The organism is Bacillus sp. 2175 (assembly GCF_057812155.1).
Window position 1 is genome coordinate 964,912 of sequence record NZ_CM173819.1, and the last position, 25,171, is coordinate 990,082.

27 protein-coding genes and 1 other annotated feature are annotated in these 25,171 nt (G+C 36.3%); of the genes, 18 read left to right on the forward strand and 9 right to left on the reverse strand.

From position 1 onward, the window contains the following. Window positions 1–381: 381 nt before the first annotated feature. Window positions 382–873 (reverse strand): YajQ family cyclic di-GMP-binding protein, encoded by a 492-nt coding sequence (locus ACXKY9_RS05260; RefSeq protein WP_001040149.1) that lies wholly within the window; start codon window positions 871–873, stop codon window positions 382–384. Between the two features lie 230 nt (window positions 874–1,103). Here ACXKY9_RS05260 and ACXKY9_RS05265 point away from each other — a divergent pair, with 230 nt between their 5' ends. The 3 genes from ACXKY9_RS05265 to ACXKY9_RS05275 all read left to right on the forward strand — a co-directional run bounded on the left by ACXKY9_RS05265 (window position 1,104) and on the right by ACXKY9_RS05275 (window position 3,345). Then, entirely contained in the window at window positions 1,104–1,958 is an 855-nt protein-coding gene (locus tag ACXKY9_RS05265) for a CvfB family protein (RefSeq protein WP_000281260.1), read from the forward strand. A gap of 418 nt (window positions 1,959–2,376) precedes the next feature. Next, a complete protein-coding gene (locus ACXKY9_RS05270) occupies window positions 2,377–2,862 on the forward strand; it encodes a hypothetical protein (RefSeq protein WP_000548429.1) in 486 nt (161 codons plus the stop codon). 219 nt (window positions 2,863–3,081) lie between these two features. Continuing rightward, window positions 3,082–3,345, forward strand: a complete 264-nt coding sequence (locus ACXKY9_RS05275) for a hypothetical protein (RefSeq protein ID WP_001153798.1) — start codon at window positions 3,082–3,084, stop codon at window positions 3,343–3,345. A gap of 39 nt (window positions 3,346–3,384) precedes the next feature. On the opposite strand, the gene prsA is transcribed toward ACXKY9_RS05275, so the two are convergent. Further along, the gene (prsA, locus tag ACXKY9_RS05280; protein ID WP_001214215.1) at window positions 3,385–4,242 is read right to left on the reverse strand and encodes a peptidylprolyl isomerase PrsA; all 858 of its coding nucleotides are present in this window, start codon (window positions 4,240–4,242) and stop codon (window positions 3,385–3,387) included. Between the two features lie 129 nt (window positions 4,243–4,371). Further along, window positions 4,372–4,521: a DUF3941 domain-containing protein gene (locus tag ACXKY9_RS05285; protein ID WP_001120849.1), complete on the reverse strand. Its 150-nt coding sequence runs from the start codon at window positions 4,519–4,521 to the stop codon at window positions 4,372–4,374. Between the two features lie 100 nt (window positions 4,522–4,621). Here ACXKY9_RS05285 and ACXKY9_RS05290 point away from each other — a divergent pair, with 100 nt between their 5' ends. Further along, window positions 4,622–5,479 carry a YitT family protein gene (locus ACXKY9_RS05290; RefSeq protein WP_000364432.1) on the forward strand — a complete coding sequence of 286 codons (858 nt, stop codon included), beginning with the start codon at window positions 4,622–4,624 and terminating at the stop codon, window positions 5,477–5,479. Between the two features lie 25 nt (window positions 5,480–5,504). On the opposite strand, the gene ACXKY9_RS05295 is transcribed toward ACXKY9_RS05290, so the two are convergent. From ACXKY9_RS05295 to ACXKY9_RS05305, 3 genes are all read right to left on the reverse strand, one after another. Further along, complete coding sequence (locus ACXKY9_RS05295) at window positions 5,505–5,702, reverse strand: DUF3813 domain-containing protein (protein WP_000527407.1); 198 nt, start codon at window positions 5,700–5,702, stop codon at window positions 5,505–5,507. Beyond that, window positions 5,703–5,843 (reverse strand): hypothetical protein, encoded by a 141-nt coding sequence (locus ACXKY9_RS05300; protein ID WP_000516816.1) that lies wholly within the window; start codon window positions 5,841–5,843, stop codon window positions 5,703–5,705. Between the two features lie 105 nt (window positions 5,844–5,948). Beyond that, entirely contained in the window at window positions 5,949–6,758 is an 810-nt protein-coding gene (locus ACXKY9_RS05305) for a Cof-type HAD-IIB family hydrolase (RefSeq protein WP_001041232.1), read from the reverse strand. A 491-nt stretch (window positions 6,759–7,249) separates the two neighbouring features. Between ACXKY9_RS05305 and ACXKY9_RS05310 the strand changes: the two genes are divergently transcribed. Together ACXKY9_RS05310 and clpB are read left to right on the forward strand one after the other, a co-directional pair. Next, entirely contained in the window at window positions 7,250–7,429 is a 180-nt protein-coding gene (locus tag ACXKY9_RS05310; protein ID WP_000531421.1) for a YjzC family protein, read from the forward strand. A 209-nt stretch (window positions 7,430–7,638) separates the two neighbouring features. Next, window positions 7,639–10,239: an ATP-dependent chaperone ClpB gene (clpB, locus tag ACXKY9_RS05315; RefSeq protein ID WP_000365401.1), complete on the forward strand. Its 2,601-nt coding sequence runs from the start codon at window positions 7,639–7,641 to the stop codon at window positions 10,237–10,239. A 38-nt stretch (window positions 10,240–10,277) separates the two neighbouring features. Here clpB and ACXKY9_RS05320 read toward each other — a convergent pair whose 3' ends face one another. Next, on the reverse strand, window positions 10,278–10,460 hold the full coding sequence (locus ACXKY9_RS05320) for a YjzD family protein (RefSeq protein ID WP_001211116.1): 183 nt from the start codon (window positions 10,458–10,460) through the stop codon (window positions 10,278–10,280). 156 nt (window positions 10,461–10,616) lie between these two features. Between ACXKY9_RS05320 and ACXKY9_RS05325 the strand changes: the two genes are divergently transcribed. From ACXKY9_RS05325 to ACXKY9_RS05355, 7 genes are all read left to right on the forward strand, one after another. Continuing rightward, window positions 10,617–11,351: a lipase family protein gene (locus tag ACXKY9_RS05325; protein WP_000028691.1), complete on the forward strand. Its 735-nt coding sequence runs from the start codon at window positions 10,617–10,619 to the stop codon at window positions 11,349–11,351. Window positions 11,352–11,380: 29 nt separating this feature from the next. Beyond that, window positions 11,381–12,253, forward strand: a complete 873-nt coding sequence (locus ACXKY9_RS05330; protein ID WP_000487722.1) for an NAD-dependent epimerase/dehydratase family protein — start codon at window positions 11,381–11,383, stop codon at window positions 12,251–12,253. A 54-nt stretch (window positions 12,254–12,307) separates the two neighbouring features. Beyond that, window positions 12,308–12,484: a ComZ family protein gene (locus ACXKY9_RS05335; RefSeq protein ID WP_001986215.1), complete on the forward strand. Its 177-nt coding sequence runs from the start codon at window positions 12,308–12,310 to the stop codon at window positions 12,482–12,484. A 537-nt stretch (window positions 12,485–13,021) separates the two neighbouring features. Next, window positions 13,022–13,954 (forward strand): beta-ketoacyl-ACP synthase III, encoded by a 933-nt coding sequence (gene fabH / locus ACXKY9_RS05340; RefSeq protein ID WP_001100533.1) that lies wholly within the window; start codon window positions 13,022–13,024, stop codon window positions 13,952–13,954. 31 nt (window positions 13,955–13,985) lie between these two features. Then, complete coding sequence (fabF, locus tag ACXKY9_RS05345; RefSeq protein WP_000412656.1) at window positions 13,986–15,224, forward strand: beta-ketoacyl-ACP synthase II; 1,239 nt, start codon at window positions 13,986–13,988, stop codon at window positions 15,222–15,224. Window positions 15,225–15,330: 106 nt separating this feature from the next. Continuing rightward, the gene (locus tag ACXKY9_RS05350; protein ID WP_000513275.1) at window positions 15,331–16,119 is read left to right on the forward strand and encodes a DUF2268 domain-containing putative Zn-dependent protease; all 789 of its coding nucleotides are present in this window, start codon (window positions 15,331–15,333) and stop codon (window positions 16,117–16,119) included. A gap of 143 nt (window positions 16,120–16,262) precedes the next feature. After that, on the forward strand, window positions 16,263–17,009 hold the full coding sequence (locus ACXKY9_RS05355; protein WP_000966128.1) for a YjbA family protein: 747 nt from the start codon (window positions 16,263–16,265) through the stop codon (window positions 17,007–17,009). Window positions 17,010–17,289: 280 nt separating this feature from the next. On the opposite strand, the gene trpS is transcribed toward ACXKY9_RS05355, so the two are convergent. Both trpS and ACXKY9_RS05365 read right to left on the reverse strand, forming a co-directional pair. Continuing rightward, window positions 17,290–18,279: a tryptophan--tRNA ligase gene (gene trpS / locus ACXKY9_RS05360; RefSeq protein ID WP_000110985.1), complete on the reverse strand. Its 990-nt coding sequence runs from the start codon at window positions 18,277–18,279 to the stop codon at window positions 17,290–17,292. Between the two features lie 77 nt (window positions 18,280–18,356). Then, window positions 18,357–18,573: a binding site (T-box leader), on the reverse strand. Window positions 18,574–18,678: 105 nt separating this feature from the next. Next, window positions 18,679–19,059, reverse strand: a complete 381-nt coding sequence (locus tag ACXKY9_RS05365) for a DUF3899 domain-containing protein (protein ID WP_001044997.1) — start codon at window positions 19,057–19,059, stop codon at window positions 18,679–18,681. A gap of 319 nt (window positions 19,060–19,378) precedes the next feature. Here ACXKY9_RS05365 and ACXKY9_RS05370 point away from each other — a divergent pair, with 319 nt between their 5' ends. From ACXKY9_RS05370 to ACXKY9_RS05390, 5 genes are all read left to right on the forward strand, one after another. Continuing rightward, complete coding sequence (locus tag ACXKY9_RS05370) at window positions 19,379–21,034, forward strand: peptide ABC transporter substrate-binding protein (protein ID WP_000727219.1); 1,656 nt, start codon at window positions 19,379–19,381, stop codon at window positions 21,032–21,034. 128 nt (window positions 21,035–21,162) lie between these two features. Next, a complete protein-coding gene (gene opp3b, locus ACXKY9_RS05375) occupies window positions 21,163–22,092 on the forward strand; it encodes an oligopeptide ABC transporter permease (RefSeq protein WP_000534172.1) in 930 nt (309 codons plus the stop codon). Beyond that, complete coding sequence (gene opp3C, locus ACXKY9_RS05380; protein WP_000974106.1) at window positions 22,089–23,105, forward strand: oligopeptide ABC transporter permease; 1,017 nt, start codon at window positions 22,089–22,091, stop codon at window positions 23,103–23,105. The genes opp3b and opp3C overlap by 4 nt, the downstream gene beginning before the upstream one ends. Window positions 23,106–23,123: 18 nt before the next feature. Beyond that, complete coding sequence (locus ACXKY9_RS05385; RefSeq protein ID WP_000854346.1) at window positions 23,124–24,167, forward strand: ABC transporter ATP-binding protein; 1,044 nt, start codon at window positions 23,124–23,126, stop codon at window positions 24,165–24,167. Then, window positions 24,160–25,095 (forward strand): ABC transporter ATP-binding protein, encoded by a 936-nt coding sequence (locus tag ACXKY9_RS05390; protein ID WP_000166348.1) that lies wholly within the window; start codon window positions 24,160–24,162, stop codon window positions 25,093–25,095. The genes ACXKY9_RS05385 and ACXKY9_RS05390 overlap by 8 nt, the downstream gene beginning before the upstream one ends. Window positions 25,096–25,171: the final 76 nt, after the last annotated feature.

A 25,171-nucleotide genomic window follows, 5' to 3' on the forward strand; every position in this document is an offset into this window, starting at 1 on the left:
ACAATACATTAAAGGTTGGGAAATATTCTTATACTCATAAATTGTTACGTTTTGGCGGGGGGAGGAATTATGAGTTACAGCGATTTTTAAGATGACTTTGGTCTAGGGTGTAGTTACTAAGAAAAGTAATTCAAATCGAAGGGGGAAACGTCTTGAGGTGTCTTTTTCTTATTTTCAATAAGGTCTGCTAAATACATGTATAAAACAAATTCTACAATAAGGCCTAGTTTAATCATACGGTCACTTGTAAAGTGTGCGTATGGTTAGACCCTGTTCACTTAGCGATTTTCACCGCATATACCTTTTTCTATAGTTTGTTCTCGTAATATTGTCTCTACAAGACAAAAAAGAAAACTCCTCTAATTAAGAGGAGTTTTCTTTTTAGCGGTAGTTAATGAACTGTACGTCGATTGGTAAATCAGCGCTACGAACAGCTGCGATTACTGCTTGTAAGTCATCACGGCTTTTTGCTGTAACGCGTACTTGATCATCTTGTACTTGTGTTTTTACTTTTAATTTCATTTCTTTAATGATGTTGTTAATTTTTTTCGCGTTATCTTTATCGATACCTTGTTGAAGTGTTGCGCGTTGGCGAACAGTGTTGCCAGTTGCAGCTTCAACTTTTCCGTAATCTAAGTTCTTAATTGGAACGTTACGTTTTACAAGTTTAGAGATAAGAACGTCTTTTACTTGCTCTAATTTAAACTCGTCATCAGAAGTTAAAACAAGTACTTCTTTTTCTAATTTAATATCACTTTTACTTCCTTTAAAGTCATATCGGTTCTGGATTTCTTTTAATGCGATATTAATTGCGTTTGTTACTTCAGGTAATTCTACTTTCGAAACGATGTCAAAAGAACTATCTTTTGCCATAGTTAGCACCTCCAAATAAATTTCTAATCTTTTTATGTACTGTACATACTAAAGTATAGCTGAAAACGAGTCTAGACTTAAGTGTTTTCGTACTTATATTCATGTAACCTCATTTTATTATAGTGAATTTTGGGCAGTTGGACAAATATAGGAAAAATCATGTTATAATTAACTTTTGTTTGGAATGATAAAAAAGATAATTTTATATATATAGAAGGGAATTAAAAAATATGTATTTGCAAATAGGATCGATTGAACAGGTAACTGTTTTACGCGAAACGGAAATCGGATATATGGTTGGGAATGAAGAAGAAGAAATTTTCCTACATAAAAACGAAGTGGCTGGAGAAATTGAAGAAGGCGATACGATTGATGTATTCTTATACCTTGATCACCAAAATCGTATTTCAGCAACAATGAAGGAACCAATTATTACAACTTATGATTGGAACTGGGTAAAGGTTGTAGAAGTTATTCCTAGTTTAGGTGTGTTTGTTGATATTGGTGTGTCAAAAGATATACTAATTCCAGCTGATGAGTTCCCGATTTATATGCCGGTATGGCCAGAAGTAGGCGACGAATTATATTGTACGTTAAAATTAACGAATCGTGATCGTTTAATTGCTCTTCCGGCAAGAGACAGTGATATGCAAGAAATTATCGTAGATGCAACGCCATCTATGCGTAATAAAAACGTAAACGGACGTGTATATCGTTCACTTCAAGTTGGTTCATTCATACTAACGGATGAGCATTTCCGTGCTTTCCTACACCATACAGAAAGAAAAGAACAAGTCCGCATCGGTCAGCGTGTAACGGGCCGTATTATTGACGTAAAAGATGACGGTACAATTAACATTTCACTTCTTCCTCGTAAAGAAGAAGGAATGGAAGATGATGCTGCAGTAATTTATGCATATATGGAAGAACGAGGCGGAGCAATGCCGTTTTGGGATAAGAGCCATCCAGAAGATATTAAAGAACGCTTTAACATGAGTAAAGCTGCATTTAAGCGCGCACTTGGTAAGTTGATGAAAGAAGAAAAGGTTTACCAAGAAGAAGGTTGGACGTACTTTAAGAAATAAGGTGGATGAAAAAAGAACTATTCTTTCTCTGAATTTTTAAGAGAAGGGATAGTTCTTTTTATTTTTAATAATGTATTCGCTCTATAAGGTAGATATTGTGAAAGAAGTAGGCAGGATGGAAACTAAAGTTATAGAAGAGGTATGTTATAAAGTTTTAAAAATATATGGTTAATTATTATGTAGTTTTTTAAGTGAGATTTTGATTGTAGTATTTCTTATGTGATTCATTAAAAAGGCTAAAAGAATATAAGAGATTTATCGCAGTGTTTGTACTGCCTATCCTGCTATTTGCCGGGCAGTAAGATCATCACTGATTAAAGTTTCATTTTATGTATAAAATTGTGATAGCTTTTACACTGTGTTTTGAATTTTTACAACGCTGACAGTATTAAAAATATAAAATAATTAGGATGATTATATGCATATTTGGATACTAACAAATTGGCGGAAATATTATAATCTAGAAGAGAAGAGTCATCGCATGGGACTACGAGTAAAATTCGATAAAGATGTTGATCCTGAAGTGAGAAGAGCTATTAAAGAGTTTTGTAAATGGATACGCCGAGAATATTTTTTTCCAATTAGAGTACCTATTTATGTAAAATCTTCATATAAAATAAAGGCGATGGATGGTGAGTTGGTCTATGGTACTTTCTTTGAACCATTTGATCGAAATGATGAGCCGTATATTCGTATTTCGACAGGAGATTATTACGATGAGCTAGAGAAAAGAGGGAAAGATGACGCTTTGGGAGGATATTTGTTTACTATTGCGCATGAACTAACACATTATTTTCAATGGATTAATGATATAAGACTAACGAGAATTGGATATGAGAGGCAGGCTACTGCTTATTCAGGATATATTATTGATGAGTATAAAGAAACTAGAGAGCATCCGTGAAATAGAAACTTTATGGATAATTGGAAGTATGATAATTAGCAATGGGCTTGAATGAATGCCCTAATATTTAGGGGCTATCCGGGATTAGATATCTGAGTTATTAAACAAAAATAAGTGTGGGTAATACGCTTTGACGAAAAGGTGTGTATATGAAATTTTATAACGCAGTATATCTTATAATTTCTTATGATGATGAGATATTGAAAGAGAGGTACGAAAATGCAAGATAATGTACTGGAACAATTGATAAAGAGTCTCTCGGTATTATCCCTTGAAAAAGAACACGAAATAGCAGCAGTTGATTTACATGATATATATGAGAGCACTGAAAGATTCGAACAATTACTTGAAAATATTATGAACTCACAACAGTCTAAAGAAGAATTAATAGATGCGCTAATTGAAGTGGAGATAGAATTAGATCACATCAATTGGCATTACAAAAGCTTGAAGAAAAAGTTGGAAATATTGATGAAAGATTAAAAAGCACAACCTTATTTAAAAAAATAAGGTTGTGCTTTTTTAATTTCCTTGCGGAGAAACAAGAGTAAATGTATCTTTCAAATCACTATCATTTATTTTAATATTTGCCTTTTTTAATTCCTCTTGTAACAATTTTTTGCTGAATACAGGATCAGCAGTACGTTCTTCCTCTAAGTTTTTGCGAATAGAGTTTTTTACCTCATCGTAAGGTTTTAAATCTTTTTTATCAGTTAATTTAATAACGTGATAACCGTTTGATGATTTTACGGGATTGCTAATTTGTCCAACATTTAGTTTGTAGGCAGCCCTTTCGAATTCAGGAGCCATTGTACCTGAATTGAAGTATCCAAGGTCTCCGCCTTTATCTTTTGATAGTAGATCTTGTGATTCTTGTTTTGCTAATTCTTCAAATGAAGCACCAGCATCTAGTTTACTCTTTATTTCTTTCGCTTCATTTTCGTCACTTACTAAAATGTGACTCGCTTTAATTTCTGGCTTATAGTGGTCTTTTACGTCTTTCTCTGTAATGCTTTTCTTAATCGCTTCATTCATAGCAAGTTTGAACTTAATTTGATTTTTGAAATCCTCTTCATCTTTTAAACCATTATTTTCTAATACTTTTTTGAATTGATCTCCATATTGTTTTTTTACTTTTTCTACTTCTTTATTTACCTCTTCATCAGATACTTTATATTTTTTTGTGATGACGTCTTGTGCCATCATTTCGTATAGCATGTCTTTTCCGTAACGATCTTTCAATTGTTTTTCGAAGTTATCCTTTGTAATGGTCGAGTCTGTTGCTGTAGCGACTGTAGCTGAGCCGTTTTTTTGTCCGCAAGCAGATAACATCAATATACTTATTAGTGCAGTAATAATGAAAATATGTTTCCCTCTCATGCCAACACCTCATCCGAATATGTTATCGCTATTGTAGAATATAGAAGTGAACATGAAGTGAATTTTTAATGTTTTTTTCCTTTAAAATGTAAAAAAGTACATCAACATAATTGTTGATGTACGATGGAATCAAAGGTGATCGGTCTTTTTAGAGTATGCACGTTTACCTTGCTGAATATTTTTTTGCTCTTGCTCATTTTTTTGCTCTTGCTCATTTTTTTGTGTGCGTTTTGCGTTATTATCGCGTGCTTTTTTGTCGTTATCACTCGTATGTGGCATATGTATCAACTCCATTTCTAAACGTTGTACGTTTATCATTTCCTTTTTCGTAAAGACTATGTATAGCGGTGCATTTATGAAGGGTAAAGGTGGATTCGAAATGGATTTGAAGTTGAATTATACTGAACTTATAAAGAAGTTAATCGTTGTAATCATCGCAGGTTTATTAAACGCGATTGGGATGAATTTATTTTTAACGCCAGCAAAAGTGTATGCGAGCGGCTTTGCTGGATTGTCTCAATTATTATCACAAATATTAGGTGATTTTTTATCGATTCACATATCTACGGGAGTATTGTTTAGCTTATTTAATATTCCTGTCGTTATTTTAGCGTGGAAAAAGGTTGGAAAGGCCTTCACCTTTTTTAGTTTTCTTTGTGTTATATTTATGACTCTGTTTCTAGAAATCATCCCTGTTAGAGCGGTTTCGAATGATATCATATTAAATGCGATTTTTGGCGGGATTATTTCGGCAATTGGAGTAGGGATTGCTTTAAAGTGGGGTGCTTCTACAGGTGGATTAGATATTATCGCCATGATTTTATCAAAAATAAAAGATAAGCCTGTCGGTACATACTTTTTCTTTTTTAATGCAATTATCATTATCGCTGCTGGCTATGTATATGGATGGGAAAAAGCGTTGTATACGCTAGTGACTTTATATGTATCAACGAGAATTATTGATGCAATTCATACTCGTCATGTAAAGATTACAGCATTAATTGTTACGAAGAATGGGGCAGACGTAAGAAAGGCGATTCACTCGCGATTAGTAAGAGGGATTACAACGATACCAGCAACAGGTGCTTATACGAATGAAAATAAAGAAATGTTAATGATGGTTATTACCCGTTACGAGTTATACGAATTAGAGAGGATTATTAGACAAGTGGACCCAGGTGCATTTACAAATATACTGCAAACAGTTGGGGTGTTCGGATTGTTTCGGAAAGATTAAAGAGGACCAAAGTTGGTCCTCTTTTTTAATGTAAATTCGTAATGTTTTGCAATTGCTCTTGCATTTCACGGAGCTGAACTTTTTCAGCAGTTGAAGAGTTTGCGTAAGCGGATTGCAAAGCATTTTTTGCTCTATACACGAGATCTTGTTGCTCAGTACCGCTTGAACAAGATACGGCATTTTCAACAGCATCTCTAGCTTGTTGGAATAGTAAGTTCCCCATTTAAACCCCTCCAAAAGAAGAGTTACTTCTTGCTTTTTCTGCCTCAGCTAATGTACCTCTGTACGGGAATCTTGCATCATGCTTCATAACAGCATCGGCTCCTTGTTGGATAAAACGTTTTGATTTGTTCTTTTTACCCATTCGAAAAACCCCCTTTATTTAGCTGAAAACAATCGACGCAATGTCTCATGCGTCTACTTATAGTATGGACATTTGGCAGGAAACTATAAGTAGGGAATTTTTAGATTACAACCCAAGAACCTCTTCTAAATATAAAGCAATACCATCTTCTTCGTTCGTTAACGTCGTATGGTTTGCGAGTGATTTTAATTCAGGGATGGCATTTCCCATTGCGATGCCATGACCAGCAAATTCAATCATTTCAAAATCATTATCTTCATCACCGAAAGCGATAATGCGCTCTTGTGGAATGTTGTAATGACTAGAAATTTTTTGTAATCCAACTGCTTTATTTAATCCGCTTTTCACAATTTCAATAATCGGCCAAGGTGCGCCCCATTTTCTATGGTCGATTACTTCCGCATGCATATCCGTTAAATGTTGACGAATTGCAGTAGAATGCTCGTCATGTGCGTCAATTAATAAGCAAGTTGGATGATCGTTTAAAATATTTAATAAGTCTCCGGTAAAAATCTTAGGAGAGCCGAATTCGAAAATATGTTTTTTATCTTCATCAATTTCACGAACATACACATCGTCCATTACTTCCGCGTATATATTTTTTACGCCAAAATCAAAGCAAGCTCGGACAATTTCTTGCGCTGTTGCTAGCTCAAGAGGAGAGTGATGTGTTCCCCAGTTTGAATCAAGAGGATGATGTACGTAAGCGCCGTTAAAGTTTACGATAGGTGTGTTAAGATCAAGTTCTTTATAGTAATCGTAACTAGCACGGAATGGACGTCCTGTTGAAATAACAACAATATGTCCCTGTTCCTTTGCTTTTGCAATTGTATGTTTCGTTCGAGTGGAAATTATTTTGTTGTCTGTTAATAAAGTGCCGTCTAAGTCTAATGCGATTAAATGTTGTTTGTTCATAATTTCACCTCTTATAATAATTTTTTTGTATCTATCTGTATTTCCGTTTTTAATATGCAGAAATAAGAGGTTAGGCTCGGTGAAATCACCATAGATGGAAATTTCACTATATATCCATCTTACGTCTCAAAGTGCTGTGGTGTCTACTATTTATCGTTGGAAATTAAGAAAAGTCAACATCTTTTTAGAAAGTTCAAACAATGTTTCTTTCATTATGTACAAATTGTGAAAAGGGTTACATTGCTCGTGTGGTGAGGCATATAATGAACATGTAATCTTCTCGTATATGTTTGACTCTCCTTTGAAACTAGCCTAGAGTAGGTTGGTTTCTTTTTTTTTCTACAAGTAGGAAAGAAATCCCTGCTTACGCTTGTGTCATTCATATATATGTACAAGAATGAGATGTAGTACTGTTTCCTAAACATGACAGAAAAGCTTTCTTTTAAAATGGATATACTAATGAGGCAAGACGTCATGGAAGGAGAATGAAGATGGGACAAAATCGCAGGTTTCGTTCTGGACAAAAAGCGCCGAATGATGGCATTTACGTAGAAATTGGTGAAACGGGAAGTATGGTGAAAGATCCGCAAATGGTGAAATTAACTGCCGGTGAAAAGTTTCCGGATAACACGAATCATAACCGCCAGTGGACATATAAAAGAAAACCGTAACAGAAGCCGCAATCATTATTGCGGCTTTTTTGTCGTTACACATTGTAATTTCATTTACCGTATTTTTTAGCAGTATAATGAATGCTCTCTTTTTCTTTTTCAAATAATAAGTTTGAAAATACATAGGCAAAATTATTGTATAAAAAAGTCAGTTGGCGTATAATCAAATCAAAGGTCAAAGAAAGTCAAACTTTTGGAGGGCTGTAAAGATGGACTTAAATCAAATGACAACAAAAACACAAGAGGCGATTATGAGTGCCCAATCTTTAGCGGTATCTCATCATCACCAAGAGGTGGATACTGTTCATCTATTACTTGCATTATTAGAAGAGCAAGATGGATTAGCAGTACGTATATTTCAAAAAATGAATGTTGATATAGAAGCATTAAAGCAAGGTGCTGAAAGTTTAATTAAAAAGAAACCTTCTGTAACGGGGAGCGGTGCAGAAGTTGGAAAATTGTATGTAACGAGCGCTCTGCAACAACTGCTTGTAAGAGCAGGGAAAGAAGCAGAAAAACTGCAGGATGATTACATTTCAGTAGAACATGTGTTGCTTGCTTTTTCTGAAGAAAAAGGCGATATAAATCAATTATTTACAAGATTGCATATTACGAAAGATAACTTATTACAGTCTTTAATGACAGTTCGGGGGAATCAAAGAGTGACGAGTCAAAATCCAGAAGCAACTTATGAAGCGTTAGAAAAATATGGTCGTGATTTAGTGGCGGAAGTGAGAGCAGGGAAAATCGATCCTGTAATCGGCCGTGATAGTGAAATACGACGTGTAATCCGTATTCTTTCACGTAAAACGAAAAACAATCCGGTTTTAATTGGGGAGCCAGGTGTTGGTAAAACAGCAATCGTTGAAGGGCTAGCCCAGCGTATTGTGAAAAAGGATGTACCTGAAGGATTGAAAGATAGAACGATTTTTGCGTTAGATATGAGTGCACTCGTAGCTGGTGCGAAATTCCGTGGTGAGTTCGAAGAGCGTCTGCAAGCTGTATTAAATGAAATTAAAAAGAGTGAAGGACGCATTTTATTATTCATTGATGAACTTCATACAATAGTTGGAGCTGGTAAAACAGAAGGAGCCATGGATGCAGGAAATATGTTAAAACCGATGCTTGCGCGTGGTGAACTGCATTGTATCGGGGCGACGACGCTCGATGAATATCGCAAATATATTGAGAAAGATCCAGCGCTAGAAAGACGTTTCCAACAAGTATTAGCAGAAGAACCAACTGTTGAAGATACAATTTCAATTTTACGTGGATTAAAAGAACGCTTTGAAATTTATCACGGTGTAAATATTCATGACCGTGCGATTGTAGCAGCGTCAGTTTTATCAGATCGATATATTTCAGATCGATTCTTACCTGATAAAGCAATTGACCTTGTTGATGAAGCGTGTGCAACAATTCGTACAGAAATCGATTCTATGCCAACAGAATTAGATGAAGTAACGCGCCGCATTATGCAGCTGGAAATTGAAGAAGCGGCTCTTGGAAAAGAAACGGATCGTGGTAGCCAAGAGCGTCTAAAAACATTGCAACGTGAATTATCGGATTTAAAAGAAGTTGCAAGTGGTATGAGAGCAAAGTGGGAGAAAGAAAAAGAAGACATTCACAAAGTTCGTGACTTACGTGAACATTTAGAACGTCTGCGTCGTGAATTAGAAGAAGCAGAAGGTAATTACGATTTAAATAAAGCAGCCGAACTTCGTCACGGGAAAATTCCAGCAATTGAAAAAGAGTTAAAAGAAGCGGAAGAAATGGGCGCGCATAATAAACAAGAAAATCGTTTATTACGTGAGGAAGTAAGTGAAGAAGAAATTGCAGATATTGTTTCACGCTGGACGGGTATTCCTGTTGCGAAACTCGTGGAAGGTGAACGCGAGAAATTATTACGCTTAGAGCAAATCTTATCAGAGCGTGTCATCGGACAAGAGGAAGCAGTAAGCTTAGTGTCAGACGCAGTTCTTCGTGCTCGCGCTGGTATTAAAGATCCGAACCGCCCGATTGGTTCTTTCATCTTCTTAGGACCAACAGGTGTTGGTAAAACAGAACTTGCAAAAACGTTAGCGCAGTCTTTATTCGATAGTGAAGAGCAAATGATTCGCATTGACATGTCTGAGTATATGGAGAAACACGCAGTGTCACGCTTAATTGGTGCACCTCCTGGATATGTAGGATATGAGGAAGGTGGTCAATTAACAGAAGCGGTAAGACGTAAACCATATTCCGTTGTTTTATTAGATGAAATTGAAAAAGCACATCCAGAAGTATTCAACATTTTATTACAAATGTTAGATGATGGGCGCATTACAGATTCGCAAGGTCGTACAGTGGACTTTAAAAATACAGTTATTATTATGACTTCAAATATTGGATCTGCTCATTTACTAGATGGATTAGAAGAAGATGGTTCGATTAAAGAGGAATCAAGAGATCTTGTAATGGGACAATTAAGAGGACATTTCCGCCCTGAATTTTTAAACCGTGTTGATGAAATTATTTTATTCAAACCTCTTACAACGAATGAAATTAAAGGCATTGTTGATAAAATTGTAAAAGAACTACAAGGTCGTCTAGCTGACCGTCACATTACAGTAGAATTAACAGATGCAGCAAAAGAATTTGTTGTAGAAGCTGGTTTCGACCCAATGTACGGAGCTCGTCCATTAAAACGATACGTACAGCGTCAAGTGGAAACGAAATTAGCACGAGAATTAATTGCAGGAACAATTACTGACAATAGTCACGTAGTTGTTGATGTAGAAAATAACGAATTAGTCGTTCATGTGAAATAAAAATAAAAAAGAGTTCGGATAAAATCCGGACTCTTTTTTTAGTGTTGTTCTACTGGCTCGTTTGGAATTGCAGCTGAAATTGCTAGTACTAACACAGCAAGAACAACTGAGAAAATAGACGCTTGGTTAAAGTCGTATGTACCGCCAGTCATAGAGCCGATTACATAGCTCATCATATGTACAAGTAAGAACGACCAAATTAATGCCCAAATGAAACGCATATTTTACACCTCTATTCGTTCAATCTGTCCTTATTGTAACACAATTGAAAAAAGAATATAGAAAAATATTTGTAGATTTTTCAACGCAAATTTGCATTCCGTTCATACATTATAAAAGAGTACTTTTATATGTTTAGAAAATAAGGCGGGGGAAAAATGAGTATTACGGAACGTTTTTTTTACTTAGAAAAAGAACCATGTGTCATTTATTTACCGGAGAAGCCAAATGGATTTTCTGTTATGCTCCTCGGTGATTATAACTACTTTATTGAGAATGGTACAAGTTTATGGACACAACATGCGGGTAAATCTTATTTTTTACATGGTCTTATTGAACAAGGCTACACGGTCTTTTCCTCTAATTTATACGGAAGACATTGGGGAAACGATCAATCTGTTCGTCTGGCAAAACGTTTATATGATGTTGTTTTGAGAAAAGAGACGTTAAATGCGAAAATGCACATTATGGCAGATGGTATGGGAGCGCTTGTAGCACTTGAAATGATGAACAAATATCCTGAATGTATTCGTTCTGTTGTTATGCTAAATCCGTGTTTAGATTTACCAGAATATGTAAGTTTTGAGAAAGAGCATAAATTTTTTTACAAGAGACTCGTGAAGGAATTAAGTTTGGCGTATGATGCCAAAGAAGAAGAATTAGAATCAAAAATAAATAAGAAATCATTTACGCTTCTTCCATCTTGTGTACCTGTTAAAATTTTCGTATCAACACAAGAAAAAAGAGGAAGAAAACAGCAGTTGCGTAGATATGAGAAAATGAGGCAACTAAATCAATGTGATACTTCTGTCTTGTTCCATCTGCAAGATGTGAAATATAAAATGGTTAGGCAAACGACTGATTTCTTTAAAAAATATGAAGAAGAATTATGAAGCTCCCATATACATAAATGAGGAGCTATTTGTTTCAGAGGGAAAGGATTGGTGGTATGGAACGCGTGCTGATAATAGGTGCACTTACGTTTGTAGGTTATCACCTTGTAAATAAAATGATTGCAGAAGAAGTGGAAGTCTATGGTCTTGATTTTGATGAATTCGATAGTATGACCAAAATTAATGAAGAGAAGTTATTATTAATTGGGCGAAATGCGTTATTTACGTATTATTCGATAAGAGATGAAGATGGATGGAGATCGGTTGAGGAAGAGAGATTCGATACTGTTTATTTTTGCTTATATGAGCCAAATCAGCAAAGTGGATTTCGGAATGAAAGAGTCATATTACAATATTTAAAGCGAATTATAAGAATGTGTGAAGAACAAAAAGTGAAGTTAAATTTAATTTCTTCTATTGAAGTAGGCAGTACAGATGAATCCGAAAATAAGCGCCTATTTTTGAAAGTAGAAGAAGGATTGAAAAAAGGGAATTTACAATATAGTGTATTTCGAGTTCCAACATTATATGGACCGTGGCAACCGTCCTTTATGATGTTTCATCAGCTTATTTTATCAGAATTAGTTGAAAAAGAGTGCCGTTGTACGATTGAGGAAAAGGGGAATGATTTACTTTACGTTGAAGATGTATGTGAATACTTATGGGAACATGGAACGAACGGGGCGCATCTTGGTATATACAATTTACTTAGTGGTAAACAGTCATTATGGGAAAAAGGTATGAATCTTTTACGCGCGGATGATAAAGTAAATAAAAATAACAGCGAAGTAAGAGATGAGGCTATCGAAGTAATTTCGATAAAAAGAAATACTCCGTTAGAATACGGTTTAAATAAGCAACTGGCACACATGAAAAAATATAAAGAGTTATACGAAGGGTAGTACGCGTGTTACACTATTGTATGTGAAAGTTTTAATGGAGAGGAAGAGTATAATATGAACGAAAAAAGCATGCAGTTTTTACAAATCGCAATGAAGCATTTACCGGAAGCAAAGGCAATTTTAGATGATAATGGAATTGCACTTGATATGGAGAAGGCACAGCCGGTGTTAGAGTTGTTAATGAAAGTTATGAACGAAGCTTACGAGCTTGGGAAAGCAGATAAAGAATAAAAAGCATCTTTTTAAGATGGAAGAGAGGCCCGAACCGTGGATAGAAGCGGTCAGGGCCTTTTTTATTCTCGCCTGGGGGAAAACCAGAGATATGAAGAGGATAAAGGAAAAGTAGTGAGGAGAACTGTCTAGTTTAGAAGGAAAGCAGATAAAGAATAAAAAGCATCTTTTTAAGGTGGAAGAGAGGCTCGAACCGTGGATAGAAGCGGTCAGGGCCTTTTTTATTCTCGCCTGGGGGAAAACCAGAGATATGAAGAGGATAAAGGAAAGGTAGTGAGGAGAACTCTCTAGTTTAGAAGAAAAGCAGATAAAGAATAAAAAACATCTTTTTAGATGGAAGAGAGGCTCGAACCGTGAACAGAAGGGTTTGAGTCTTTTTATATTTGAGAGGTATGTTTCTGTTTCTTTTAATGAAAAATAAAGTGGATAATGCGTTAGCTTTCTGTTTTATGCGAAATATATTCTAGACAAAAATACATTTATGTTTTAAAATTAGTACCAAGTCATAATAATTGATATAAAACGGAGGGCTGCGATGTGAACGTGGGCATTTTAGGGATCGGAAGATATGTGCCAGAAAAAGTAGTCACAAATCACGATTTAGAAAAAATAATGGATACATCCGATGAATGGATTCGTACGAGAACGGGAATTGCAGAAAGACGCATTGCCGATGATACAATAGATACTTCATATATGGCCGTAGAGGCTGCAAAAAAAGCACTTGAAGATGCAGGGGTTAGCGGAGAAGATATCGATCTTATTTTAGTGGCGACAGTAACACCAGATCGTGCGTTTCCAGCAGTAGCTTGTGTCATTCAAGAAGCGATTGGAGCGAAACATGCAGCTGCAATGGATGTAGGTGCAGCATGCGCTGGTTTTATGTACGGAATGATTACAGCGCAGCAATTTATTCAAACGGGGACTTATAAAAACGTATTAGTAGTTGGTAGTGATAAGCTATCTAAAATTGTAGACTGGAATGATCGAAATACAGCGGTATTATTTGGAGACGGAGCCGGTGCTATCGTAATGGGAGCAGTTTCAGAAGGAAGAGGCGTTCTATCTTTCGAATTAGGAGCAGACGGAAGCGGCGGTAAGCATCTATATCAAGACGAGTATGTTATGATGAATGGCAGAGAAGTCTTTAAATTTGCCGTTCGTCAACTTGGTGAATCTTGTCTTCGCGTGCTGGATAAGGCTGGTCTTACAAAAGAGGATGTGGATTTCTTAGTACCGCATCAAGCGAATATTCGTATTATGGAATCTGCAAGAGAGAGATTAAATTTACCACAAGAAAAAATGAGTATGACAATTGAAAAGTTTGGTAATACATCAGCTTCTTCAATTCCAATTGCAATGGTAGAGGAATTGCAAAATGGACGTATTCAAGATGGTGATTTAATTATACTTGTTGGTTTTGGTGGCGGATTAACATGGGGAGCAGTCGCTCTTCGTTGGGGTAAATAAGGACTGAGAGAAAAAAAGGAGTGTATTTTGTATGGAAAAAAAGAGGGTCGTAATTACAGGACTAGGAGCTGTTACACCGGTCGGAACAGATGTTGAAACAGCATGGGAAAACATTAAAAAGGGTGTATCTGGAATCGGACGACTTACAAGAATTGATCCGGAACTATTTCCAGCAAAAGTAGCAGCAGAAATTAACGACTTTGAAGTCGAGAAATATATTGATAAAAAAGAAGCGCGCCGTATGGACCGCTTTACACAATATGCAGTAGCAGCAGCGAAAATGGCAGTTGCAGATGCAAAGCTTGAAATTACAGAAGAAAACGGACCTCGAATTGGTGTATGGATTGGATCAGGTATTGGCGGTATGGAAACATACGAAGAACAATTTAAGATTTTTACTGAGAAAGGCCCACGCCGCGTGAGCCCATTCTTCGTACCGATGATGATTCCGGATATGGCAGCAGGTCAAGTATCAATCGCAACAGGAGCAAAAGGAATTAACACTTGTTCTGTAACGGCTTGTGCATCTGGTGCAAACTCAATTGGTGATGCATTTAAAGCAATTCAGCGTGGTGATGCTGATGCAATGATTACAGGCGGAGCAGAAGCACCGCTAACAAGTATGGCATTCGCAGGATTTAGCTCAGCGAAAGCATTAACATTTAATGAAGACCCAGCAACGGCTTGCCGTCCATTTGATAAAAACCGTAGCGGTTTTGTAATGGGTGAAGGCTCAGGTATTCTAATTCTTGAAGAATTAGAGCACGCATTAGCGCGTGGTGCTCACATTTACGCGGAAATTGCTGGTTATGGTGCAACTGGAGATGCGTTCCATATTACAATGCCTGCTCCTGGTGGTGAAGGCGGAGTGCGTGCAATGCGTCAAGCTTTAGCTGATGCAGGCCTACAGCCAGAAGATATTGATTACATTAATGCGCATGGTACAAGTACGGATGCGAATGAAAAATATGAAACGATGGCAATTAAAGAAACTTTCGGTGAGCACGCGTATAAAGTAGCGATTAGCTCAACGAAATCAATGACAGGTCACTTATTAGGAGCAGCTGGTGCTGTTGAAGCGATTTTCTCTATTAAATCAATTACAGACGGAGTAATTCCGCCAACAATTAACTATGAGACACCAGATCCAGAATGTGACTTAGATTACGTACCGAATCAAGCGAGACACCAAGAAGTAAATGCAGTATTAAGTAACTCATTAGGATTTGGTGGTCATAACGCAGTGTTAGTATTTAAATCGTATAAATAATAGATGAAATAAGGAGTTTTTTCGCAATATATTGCGAAAAAACTCCTTATTTATTTTTACGCCTTTTTCTCCTGTAGCATATACATAAGAAAAAGGAGGGATAAAGATGGGGATTGTTGAAACAGCTGAATGGCTACATTTATATTATGGGCGGCCAGAAAAACTTTGTGAGAAATTTACGAAGTATATTCCGTTGCCAAAAGAAAGGTTGTATCGCTTTTTAATTTCAAAAGGGATGTATCGCCCGATTATGCGCGGAGAAAAGGAAATTAAAGAATTAGAGGAAAAGGAAATTTGGAAAGAATTGAGCCTGGAGTATGATAAACTGAAAAACTGGTTAAAAGGTCCAGATGTCCCTGTCTTTATTTTATTATCAGATTCCTATAATCGAACTGTACAAGAAGAGTATAACGGTAGGGCTGGATTATCTATGCGTCATGTTATTTTCTTATTCGTATGTGGACGGAATTCGGTAGAAGAATTAAAAGTGTTATTAGCGCATGAATATCATCACATATGCAGGTTACATCAAATTGAGACGAAAGAAACAGAATATACATTACTTGATACGATGATTATGGAAGGGCTAGCTGAACAAGCAGTAACAGAAAGGTATACAGAAAAAAACAATGCACCGTGGACGGCGTATCTTTCAAAGGAAGAGGCTATTTATTATTGGAAAAATATTGTACATGAAAGAATAAGTATAAAACGAGGAACAAGGGAACATGACATCTTATTAAATGGCTTTCACTCTTATCCGAAGATGCTTGGCTATGCGCTTGGATTTCATATTGTCAAAGATTGTGTAACTTTGGAAGGAGAAGATACACTTTCTTTATTATCTATAGATGCAAAAGAAATATTGAATAAAGCAAGTACATTTCATATATAAAAAAACAGGAGTTCTATTTCCTGTTTTTTTAGTATTAATAGAAGAAAAAATAATAATTAGAATATATTTCCTCAAGTGGAATAAAGTTAAGCAAAAATGAACATAATGATTGGTACAAACAGTAGTGAAGTGAGGGGTAGTGAATGTTATATCTACATGATGTATGGGTAAATTGGTTTGAAGGTGAAGAAAATGGGTATAACGTTTGTCATTTTTACGAATGGCGGAAAGATGATACGATTGAGCTATTAGATCAAGTGCCATTATTAAAAGTAGATGCCACATTATATCATTACATCGAGAACGAATTGTTAGAGCTTCCGCAAAAAATGCTGGAAGACGTACATCATAAGGCTTATATTCGTAAAAATCATGAACGTTTGCAGCAAGAGTATTGCTTTGTTGTTACAGATGGAAAAGGAATTATTGCGATTGACACAATTGGTTACAATGTACCAATTCGCAAAAGCAGACTTATACCACGCCAAGAGCAGATGGTATATGAGATGGTAGAAAACGTACAAGCAGAAAAGTATGAGTTCCAAGTAGAAGAAACAGAAAAAGAACATCACATTTTATCACCATCGCCTTTCATTATGAATGGCTTGACTCGTAAAGAAAGACAGCTAAAACAATTATTATTTATGGCGTTAGATCAATTACATACAACGAAAAATACAGCAGAAATTCGCTATTGGTTCACAGAGTGGGATCCATCAGCATATGGAATGGTTCAACATATGGAATTTGAAGATATTTGGGTTAAGCTGTATGATGAAGCGAAAACAGGCTGGTCTGATAAGCATGAACAATTATGCGAGCGTCTCGTAAAAGGACAGCCATTTTTTGAAAAGTTATGGGAAATGGAAAATGAGCAAAAGGTAAATTAAAAAACCGCCAATTGGCGGTTTTTTAATTTTGTAGTAATCCAGCTCCAGCGGCAAGAATGTTCGGTGGCTTCGCGCCTTCCTGCGAGGCAAAAAGCGCCTCTACGTCAGGAGCTCCATCCCCCTCACATTCTAAACGAGCCGCCTCCACCTTATATGTAATCCAGCTCCAGCGGCAAGCTCTTCGTGTCTAAGAACCTTCCGCATAAGAAGGAAAAAAGCTCCTTTTATGCGAAAGAACCTTAGCCAGTCAGAGCTGAACGAGCCGCTTCCACTTTATATGTTACCTACGTTTTCTGCTTAGTCCCATTGCGTTTTCTACTTTGCGTAGTTGTTTGAATGCAACGCGGTTTGCTTTTTCTGCACCTTTGTCTAGAATTTCGTCTAGTTCTGGTGAGTTGATTAGTTCGTTATATTTGTCTTGGATTGGACGAATTGCTTCTACGACTACTTGCGCTAGGTCGCCTTTGAAGTCGCCGTATCCTTTTCCTTCGTACATTGCTTCAATTTCTTCAACTGTTTTTCCAGAGAATGAAGAGTAGATTGTTAATAAGTTAGAGATACCAGGTTTGTTTTCTTTATCAAATTTCACAATACCTTCAGAGTCAGTAACAGCACTCTTAATTTTCTTTTCAATTGTTTTTGGTTCATCAAGCATACTGATCATTGATTTTGGATTCGGATCAGATTTACTCATTTTCTTCGTAGGTTCTGTTAATGACATAACGCGAGCGCCTACTTTTGGAATACGAATTTCAGGAATTGTGAACACTTCACGGAAGCGTTTGTTGAAACGCTCTGCTAGGTCGCGTGTTAATTCCATATGTTGCTTTTGGTCATCACCAACTGGTACGATTTCAGTGTTGTAAAGTAAAATATCAGCAGCCATTAATGGTGGATACGTAAGTAATCCAGCTGGAACTGAATCTCTACCCGAAGCTTTATCTTTATATTGCGTCATACGTTCTAATTCTCCAACGTAAGCAACAGATTGCATGATCCATCCTAATTGAGCGTGTGCTGGTACTTCTGATTGTACAAATAAAGTAGCTTTTTCAGGATCGATGCCGCATGCTACATAAAGTGCAGCAAGACTGCGGATGTTTTTACGAAGTCCGACGGGATCTTGAGGTACTGTAATCGCATGTTGGTTTACAATACAGAAATAACAGTCGTGTTCATTTTGAAGCTCTGTAAACTGCTTCATTGCGCCTAAATAGTTTCCAAGTGTAATCGTTCCACTTGGCTGAATACCAGAAAAGATAACTGACATAAGTAATTCCTCCTAAAATTGAATGCGTGATGGGGGGGGAGAGAAGGCAAACAAAAAAGCCCATTCATCCCAAAAACTATAGGGACGAATGGACCGCGGTACCACCCTAATTATTTCACTACTGTGAAATCTCTCTAATCCATAATAACGTTAGGATATAACGCCAAAGCCTACTACTTTCGGTTCGGTTTGGTGCTCAAAAGCCCATTCCATACTGTACAATTACTTGTTCACACCAACCACAAGCTCTCTGAAATTGCCTCAATATGTACTCTTCTTTATCATCGCATACATATAAATTTATTTATTGTTACTTGAGCTCTTTTAATATGAAAGAACTAAAGTTTTATAACAAAATGTTTTGCTGATTATTATATCATATGGGATAGTGTTTGCAAACTACATCAAAATAGTAAAGCTAATAAGGGTCGAGAACAACCCAAGGAAGATACCTGTAATACAAATTGGATATGTCCATTTGAATGAATATGTTTTATAAATACGTTCTTTCTTATCTGTAGGTTCCTCGACTTCTTCAATTAAAGAGTCAATCTTTTTGTTCGTACCAAATACTCTTTGGAATGCGTAAATGGTTACATTGAAAAAACCATTTTGAAATATGTATAAAAAACCGCCGATAAGAATAAAAAACAGTGCAATATAAAACAAAATGTTGACAAAGTTCAACAAAAATTGAGATGAAATGAGGAATGCGCCAATACTAGAAGCAATCATCGCTATAAAAATTAGTATACAAGTATGAAAAAAAACTTTATTCAAAATATTCCCCTCCGTCAAAATATTACTAGAATTATTATACTATAAAAGCTATAATAAGTACTAGGATTAATTTTTTGAAAATTATACGCAATTAAAGGTCTGATTTTAAGATGATGGTAGCAATGTTAATGTATCCCTTTACGAAAAATTTAAAATATAAATATTTTATTAAAAATTTTAACAAAAAAACAAAAAACTATATTCACAATTGTTATATTATATGTATAATGAAAATTGTAGAAACTTGGAGATTATTCTTTCAATTCTACTTTTTAACAAGTGAGGGTACAGGAAGTGCAATTAGGGGAGGCAACACAACATGAAGAAAAAGATACCGTTATTACTTGCATCAACTTTAACTGCAAGTATGTTGCTTAGCGCGTGTAGCTACCAAAAAGATGACGCAAAAGCAAAAGGGAAAGAGAACGCTACGAGTAGTAGTAACGGAAAACAGATTCTTAATTTAACAGAGTTATCTGAAATTCCGTCAATGGATGCATCATTAGCATCTGATTCTTCATCTTCTACAGCATTAAATAATACGATGGAAGGTTTATATCGTATTGGCAAAGACCAAAAGAGAATGCCTGGAGTTGCAGAAGATGTCGAAAAGCTAGATGATGGGAAGAAATACATATTTAAATTAAGAAGAGATGCGAAATGGTCGAATGGGGAACCTGTAACAGCTAAAGACTTTGTGTATTCATGGAAAAGAGCAGTAAATCCAGATACAAAAGCAACGTATTCATACATTATGTTCGATATTAAAAATGCAGAGAAAATTCATAAAAAAGAATTACCTGCTGACCAATTAGGTGTAAAAGCGATTGATGATTATACATTAGAAGTAGAATTAGACAATCCCGTTCCTTACTTTATCGATTTAACAGTTTATCCAGTATTTTACCCACTAAATGAAAACTTTGTAAAAGCACAAGGTGATAAATTTGGTTTAGAGGCAAATACAACATTATATAACGGTCCATTCGTTATGAGTGATTGGAAACATGAACAAAGTTTCCAATTCAAGAAGAATCCTTCATATTGGGATAATAAAACGGTTAAAATCGAAGAAATCAACTTTAATATTGTAAAAAATACAGCAACTGATGTAAATTTATATGAGACAAACGCGATTGATCGGGCGGCTTTAACGTCTGAATTTGTTGATAAGTTTAGAAAAAGCCCAGAGTTCCAAACAAGAAAAGAGGCAGGGGTTGCTTACTTAAGATTTAATCAAAGTAATCAGTACTTAAGTAATAAAAACTTAAGAAAAGCAATTTCAATGTCCTTTGACCGTGATAACATTGCAAAAGTTATTTTAAATAACGGCGCAATTGGAGCTTACGGATTTGTTGGAAAAGATTTCGCTGAAGGTCCAAATAAAAAAGATTTCCGAGCTGAAAATGGAAAGCTAGTTGAAACAAATCCAAAAGAAGCAAAAAAGCTTTGGGAAACAGCGAAGAAAGAGCTTGGAACTGATAAAATCGAACTAGAATTCTTAAACTTTGATAATGAAGATGCTAAAAAAGTTGGGGAATTCTTAAAAGGTGAGATGGAAAAGAACTTACCAGGTTTATCAATTAAAATTAAACAGCAACCATTCGCACAAAAAAATAAATTAGAAGATTCTCAGCAATATGATATTGCGTTTGGTATTTGGGGACCAGATTTCCCAGATCCAATCTCATATTTAGATATGTTTGTTACGAATGGTTCTCAAAATAAAACAGGGTATTCTAATCAGAAATATGATGAGTTAATCCTAAAAGCTAAAACAGATACAAAAGATTTACAAGCTCGCTGGGACAACCTTCTAGAAGTAGAGAAGATGTTAATTAAAGAGGATGCAGTTATCACTCCAATCTTCCAAAAAGGTTCAGCGTATGTAGTAAAAGGTGCCGTAAAAGATATTATCCCAATTAACTATGGTGGTAAATTAACTTACAAATGGGCATCTGTTGAACAAAAATAATCTTTTTTTTCCATCGTTTACAAGGGTATATGCCTATGATGGGCATATGCTCTTATTTTAAAAAAATAAAAGTAAGAATATTTTAAACTATCTTATTGCTTTTGAGAAAAACGGGGAGGTGCTTGACTATGGGACGTTATGTATTAAAACGTTTCGTGTACATGGCTTTGACATTATTTTTAATTACTACAATGACTTTCTTTTTGATGAAATTACTTCCGGGTTCTCCGCTTAAAAACCAGGAGAAGCTATCACCGGCACAAAAAGAAATCATTCTTGAAAAATACGGATTGAATGATCCGGTACCAGTTCAATATGCACGTTACTTAGGTAACTTAGCAAAAGGTGATTTAGGGGTATCATTCCAATATGATAACCGCCCGGTAACAGACATGATTGTGGATCGTATTGGACCATCAGCCCAATTAGGTTTACAAGCGATTATATTAGGAACATTTATCGGTTTAATTTTAGGTATTGTTGCCGCACTTCGTAATAATACGTGGGTAGATTATAGTGCAACAGTTATTTCGGTACTCGGAATGTCGGTACCATCATTCGTATTCGCCGCATTACTGCAATATTTCGTAGGGGTAAAACTAGGCTGGTTCCCAGTAGCATTCTGGAAAGGACCAGAGTTTACTGTAATGCCTACAATTGCATTATCGATGGGAGTTATCGCGACAATCGCACGTTTCTCTCGTGCAGAATTAATTGAAGTTATGCAAGCCGATTACATTTTAACAGCGAAAGCGAAAGGAATTAGCCAAGGCGTTATCATTGTCAAACATGCACTTCGTAACGCGTTAATTCCAGTTGTAACAATTTTAGGACCAATGGTTGCGGCATTAATTACAGGAACACTTGTTATCGAGCAAATTTATGCTGTACCAGGACTTGGGGAACAATTCGTTAAATCGATTACTTTAAATGACTATACAGTTATTATGGGAACTACGATTTTCTATAGTGCGATCTTCATTTTAGTTATTTTCATTGTCGATATTTTATACGGAATTATTGATCCTCGTATTCGTTTAGCGGGAGGGAAAAAATGATGAAAGATGTACAAAAATTATCTCCAGATTTATTTCAACAAGCCAATCAAAATAATGTTGATAATGAAGTCATTGCCCGTCCAAGCTTAACGTTTTGGCAAGATGTAAGAAGACGTTTATTCCAACATAAAGGTGCGATGCTTGGCCTTGTATTGTTAGTTATCATTGCGCTATTAGCGATTTTTGGACCGATGGTAAGTAAACACTCGTATAAAGAGCAAGATTTAGGTCGTGCGAAATTACCACCAAAAATTCCAGTTATTGAAAATGTTCATTGGTTACCATTTGACGGTACAGATCAATATGGTGTTGACCAATATGAAAAACGTGATATTAAAGAGTACTTCTGGTTTGGTACAGATGACCTTGGCCGTGACTTATGGACAAGAACATGGGAAGGTACACGCGTATCATTATATATCGCTCTTTTAGCGGCAGCAATTGACTTAGTAATTGGGGTTGCATACGGAGGTATTTCAGCATTCTACGGCGGTAGAGTAGATAACATTATGCAACGTATTATGGAGATTATTAACGGTATTCCATACTTAATCATCGTTATTTTAATGGTAATCATTATGGGATCTGGTATTTGGTCAATTACACTTGCGATGGCGATTACAGGTTGGATAGGGATGTCGCGTATTGTTCGTGGACAAATCTTAAAGTTAAAAAACCAAGAATATGTATTAGCATCTCGTACATTAGGTGCAACAAATACACAATTAATTGTGAAACATTTAATTCCAAACGTAATGGGACCTATTATCGTAATGACGATGTTTACAATTCCATCAGCGGTGTTTGGTGAAGCGTTCTTAAGTTTCATCGGTTTAGGAATTCAGCCACCATTTGCGTCACTAGGTTCTCTTGTAAATGATGGTTATAAATCTATTCAAACGTATCCGCATATGATGTTCATCCCTGCGGTTGTCATCAGTATATTAATTTTAGCGTTTAACTTAATGGCAGACGGATTACGCGACGCGTTAGATCCAAAAATGCGTAAGTAAAAGAGGGGAGAGGCAAAGATGAAAACATTGTTAGAGGTAAAAGATTTACAAGTCTCCTTTGATACACATGCAGGTGAAGTACAAGCTGTACGCGGCGTTACTTTTGATTTGAAAAAAGGAGAAACATTGGCGATTGTAGGAGAATCTGGTTCAGGGAAATCAGTTACTTCTAAAGCGTTAATGGGATTAATTCCGAATCCTCCTGGACGCATTAAAAATGGTGAAATCGTATTTGAAGGTCGTGACTTAACAAAATTAACAGAAAAAGAAATGCAGCAAGTACGCGGTAAAGATATTGCGATGATTTTCCAAGATCCAATGACATCATTAAACCCAACGATGACAATTGGAAATCAAATTATGGAAGGTCTAATTAAACACCAAGGGATGAGTAAAGCAGATGCACGTAAAGTTGCTTTAGAGTTAATTGACCTTGTAGGTATTCCAAATCCAGAAGCTCGTTTAAAACAATATCCTCACCAATTCTCAGGTGGTATGAGACAGCGTGTAGTTATTGCGATGGCGTTAGCTTGTAACCCGAAATTATTAATTGCCGATGAGCCGACAACAGCGCTAGACGTTACGATTCAGGCGCAAATTTTAGAACTTATGAAAGACATTCAGCAAAAAACAGAAGCAGCAATCATTTTCATTACGCATGACTTAGGTGTAGTAGCAAACGTTGCGGACCGAGTGGCAGTTATGTACGCTGGTAAAGTTGTTGAAATTGGAACTGTAGATGAAATTTTCTACAATCCGAAACATCCATATACTTGGGGTTTAATCGCATCTATGCCAAGTTTAGATGGTTCAGAAGAAGAGTTATATGCAATCCCTGGAACACCTCCGGATTTATTGAAGCCGCCAAAGGGAGATGCTTTTGCACCACGTAACCCACAGGCACTGAAAATTGATTTTGAAATGGACCCACCTTTATTTAAAGTAAGTGATACGCACTATGCGGCAACTTGGTTACTTCACGAGCAAGCTCCAGAAGTAAAACCGCCGGCAGTCGTTGAAAAACGCATTCTTCAAATGAAAGCAGGTGAACAACATGACTAAACAACGTGAGAAATTAATTGAAGTAAAAAATGTAAAGCAGCACTTCGACGTGAGTGGTGGTGTTGTCAAAGCGGTTAATGATATTTCATTTGATATTTACCGCGGAGAAACATTTGGTCTTGTAGGAGAATCAGGTTGTGGTAAATCGACAACTGGAAGAACGATTATTCGTTTATATGATGCAACTGCTGGTGAAGTGTTATTCGATGGTGAAAATGTACATGGTAAAAAATCACGCGCAGAGCTGAAGAAATTCAACCGTAAAATGCAAATGATTTTCCAAGATCCATATGCATCATTAAACCCTCGTATGACAGTAGGGGATATTATTGCAGAAGGTATCGATATTCACGGACTAGCGAAAAGTAAAAAAGAGCGCATGGACCGTGTTCATGAACTATTAAACACAGTTGGTTTAAATAAAGAGCACGCAAACCGTTTCCCACACGAATTCTCAGGTGGACAACGTCAGCGTATCGGTATCGCTCGAGCGCTTGCTGTAGACCCAGAATTTATCATTGCCGATGAGCCGATCTCAGCACTTGACGTATCGATTCAGGCGCAAGTTGTAAACTTACTGAAAAAGCTACAAAAAGAAAAAGGTTTAACATACTTATTCATCGCCCATGATTTATCAATGGTAAAATACATTAGTGACCGTATTGGTGTAATGTACCGTGGCCAAATCGTTGAGTTAACAACAAGTGATGAATTATATGCGAATCCAATTCATCCATATACGAAATCACTATTATCAGCGATTCCACTTCCAGATCCAGATTATGAGCGCAATCGTAAACGTATCGTATATGATCCATCACAGCATAATTATGGTAGTGAAGCACCAACAATGCGTGAAATTCGCCCAGGACATTTCGTACTATGTTCGGAAGCGGAGTACAAGAAATATAAAGAGATTTATCAATAAGAAAAAGAGCCATTCTTCTGTTATGGAAGGATGGCTCTTTTCTACTATATAAAAGAATTGTATACATTTGTCGGTC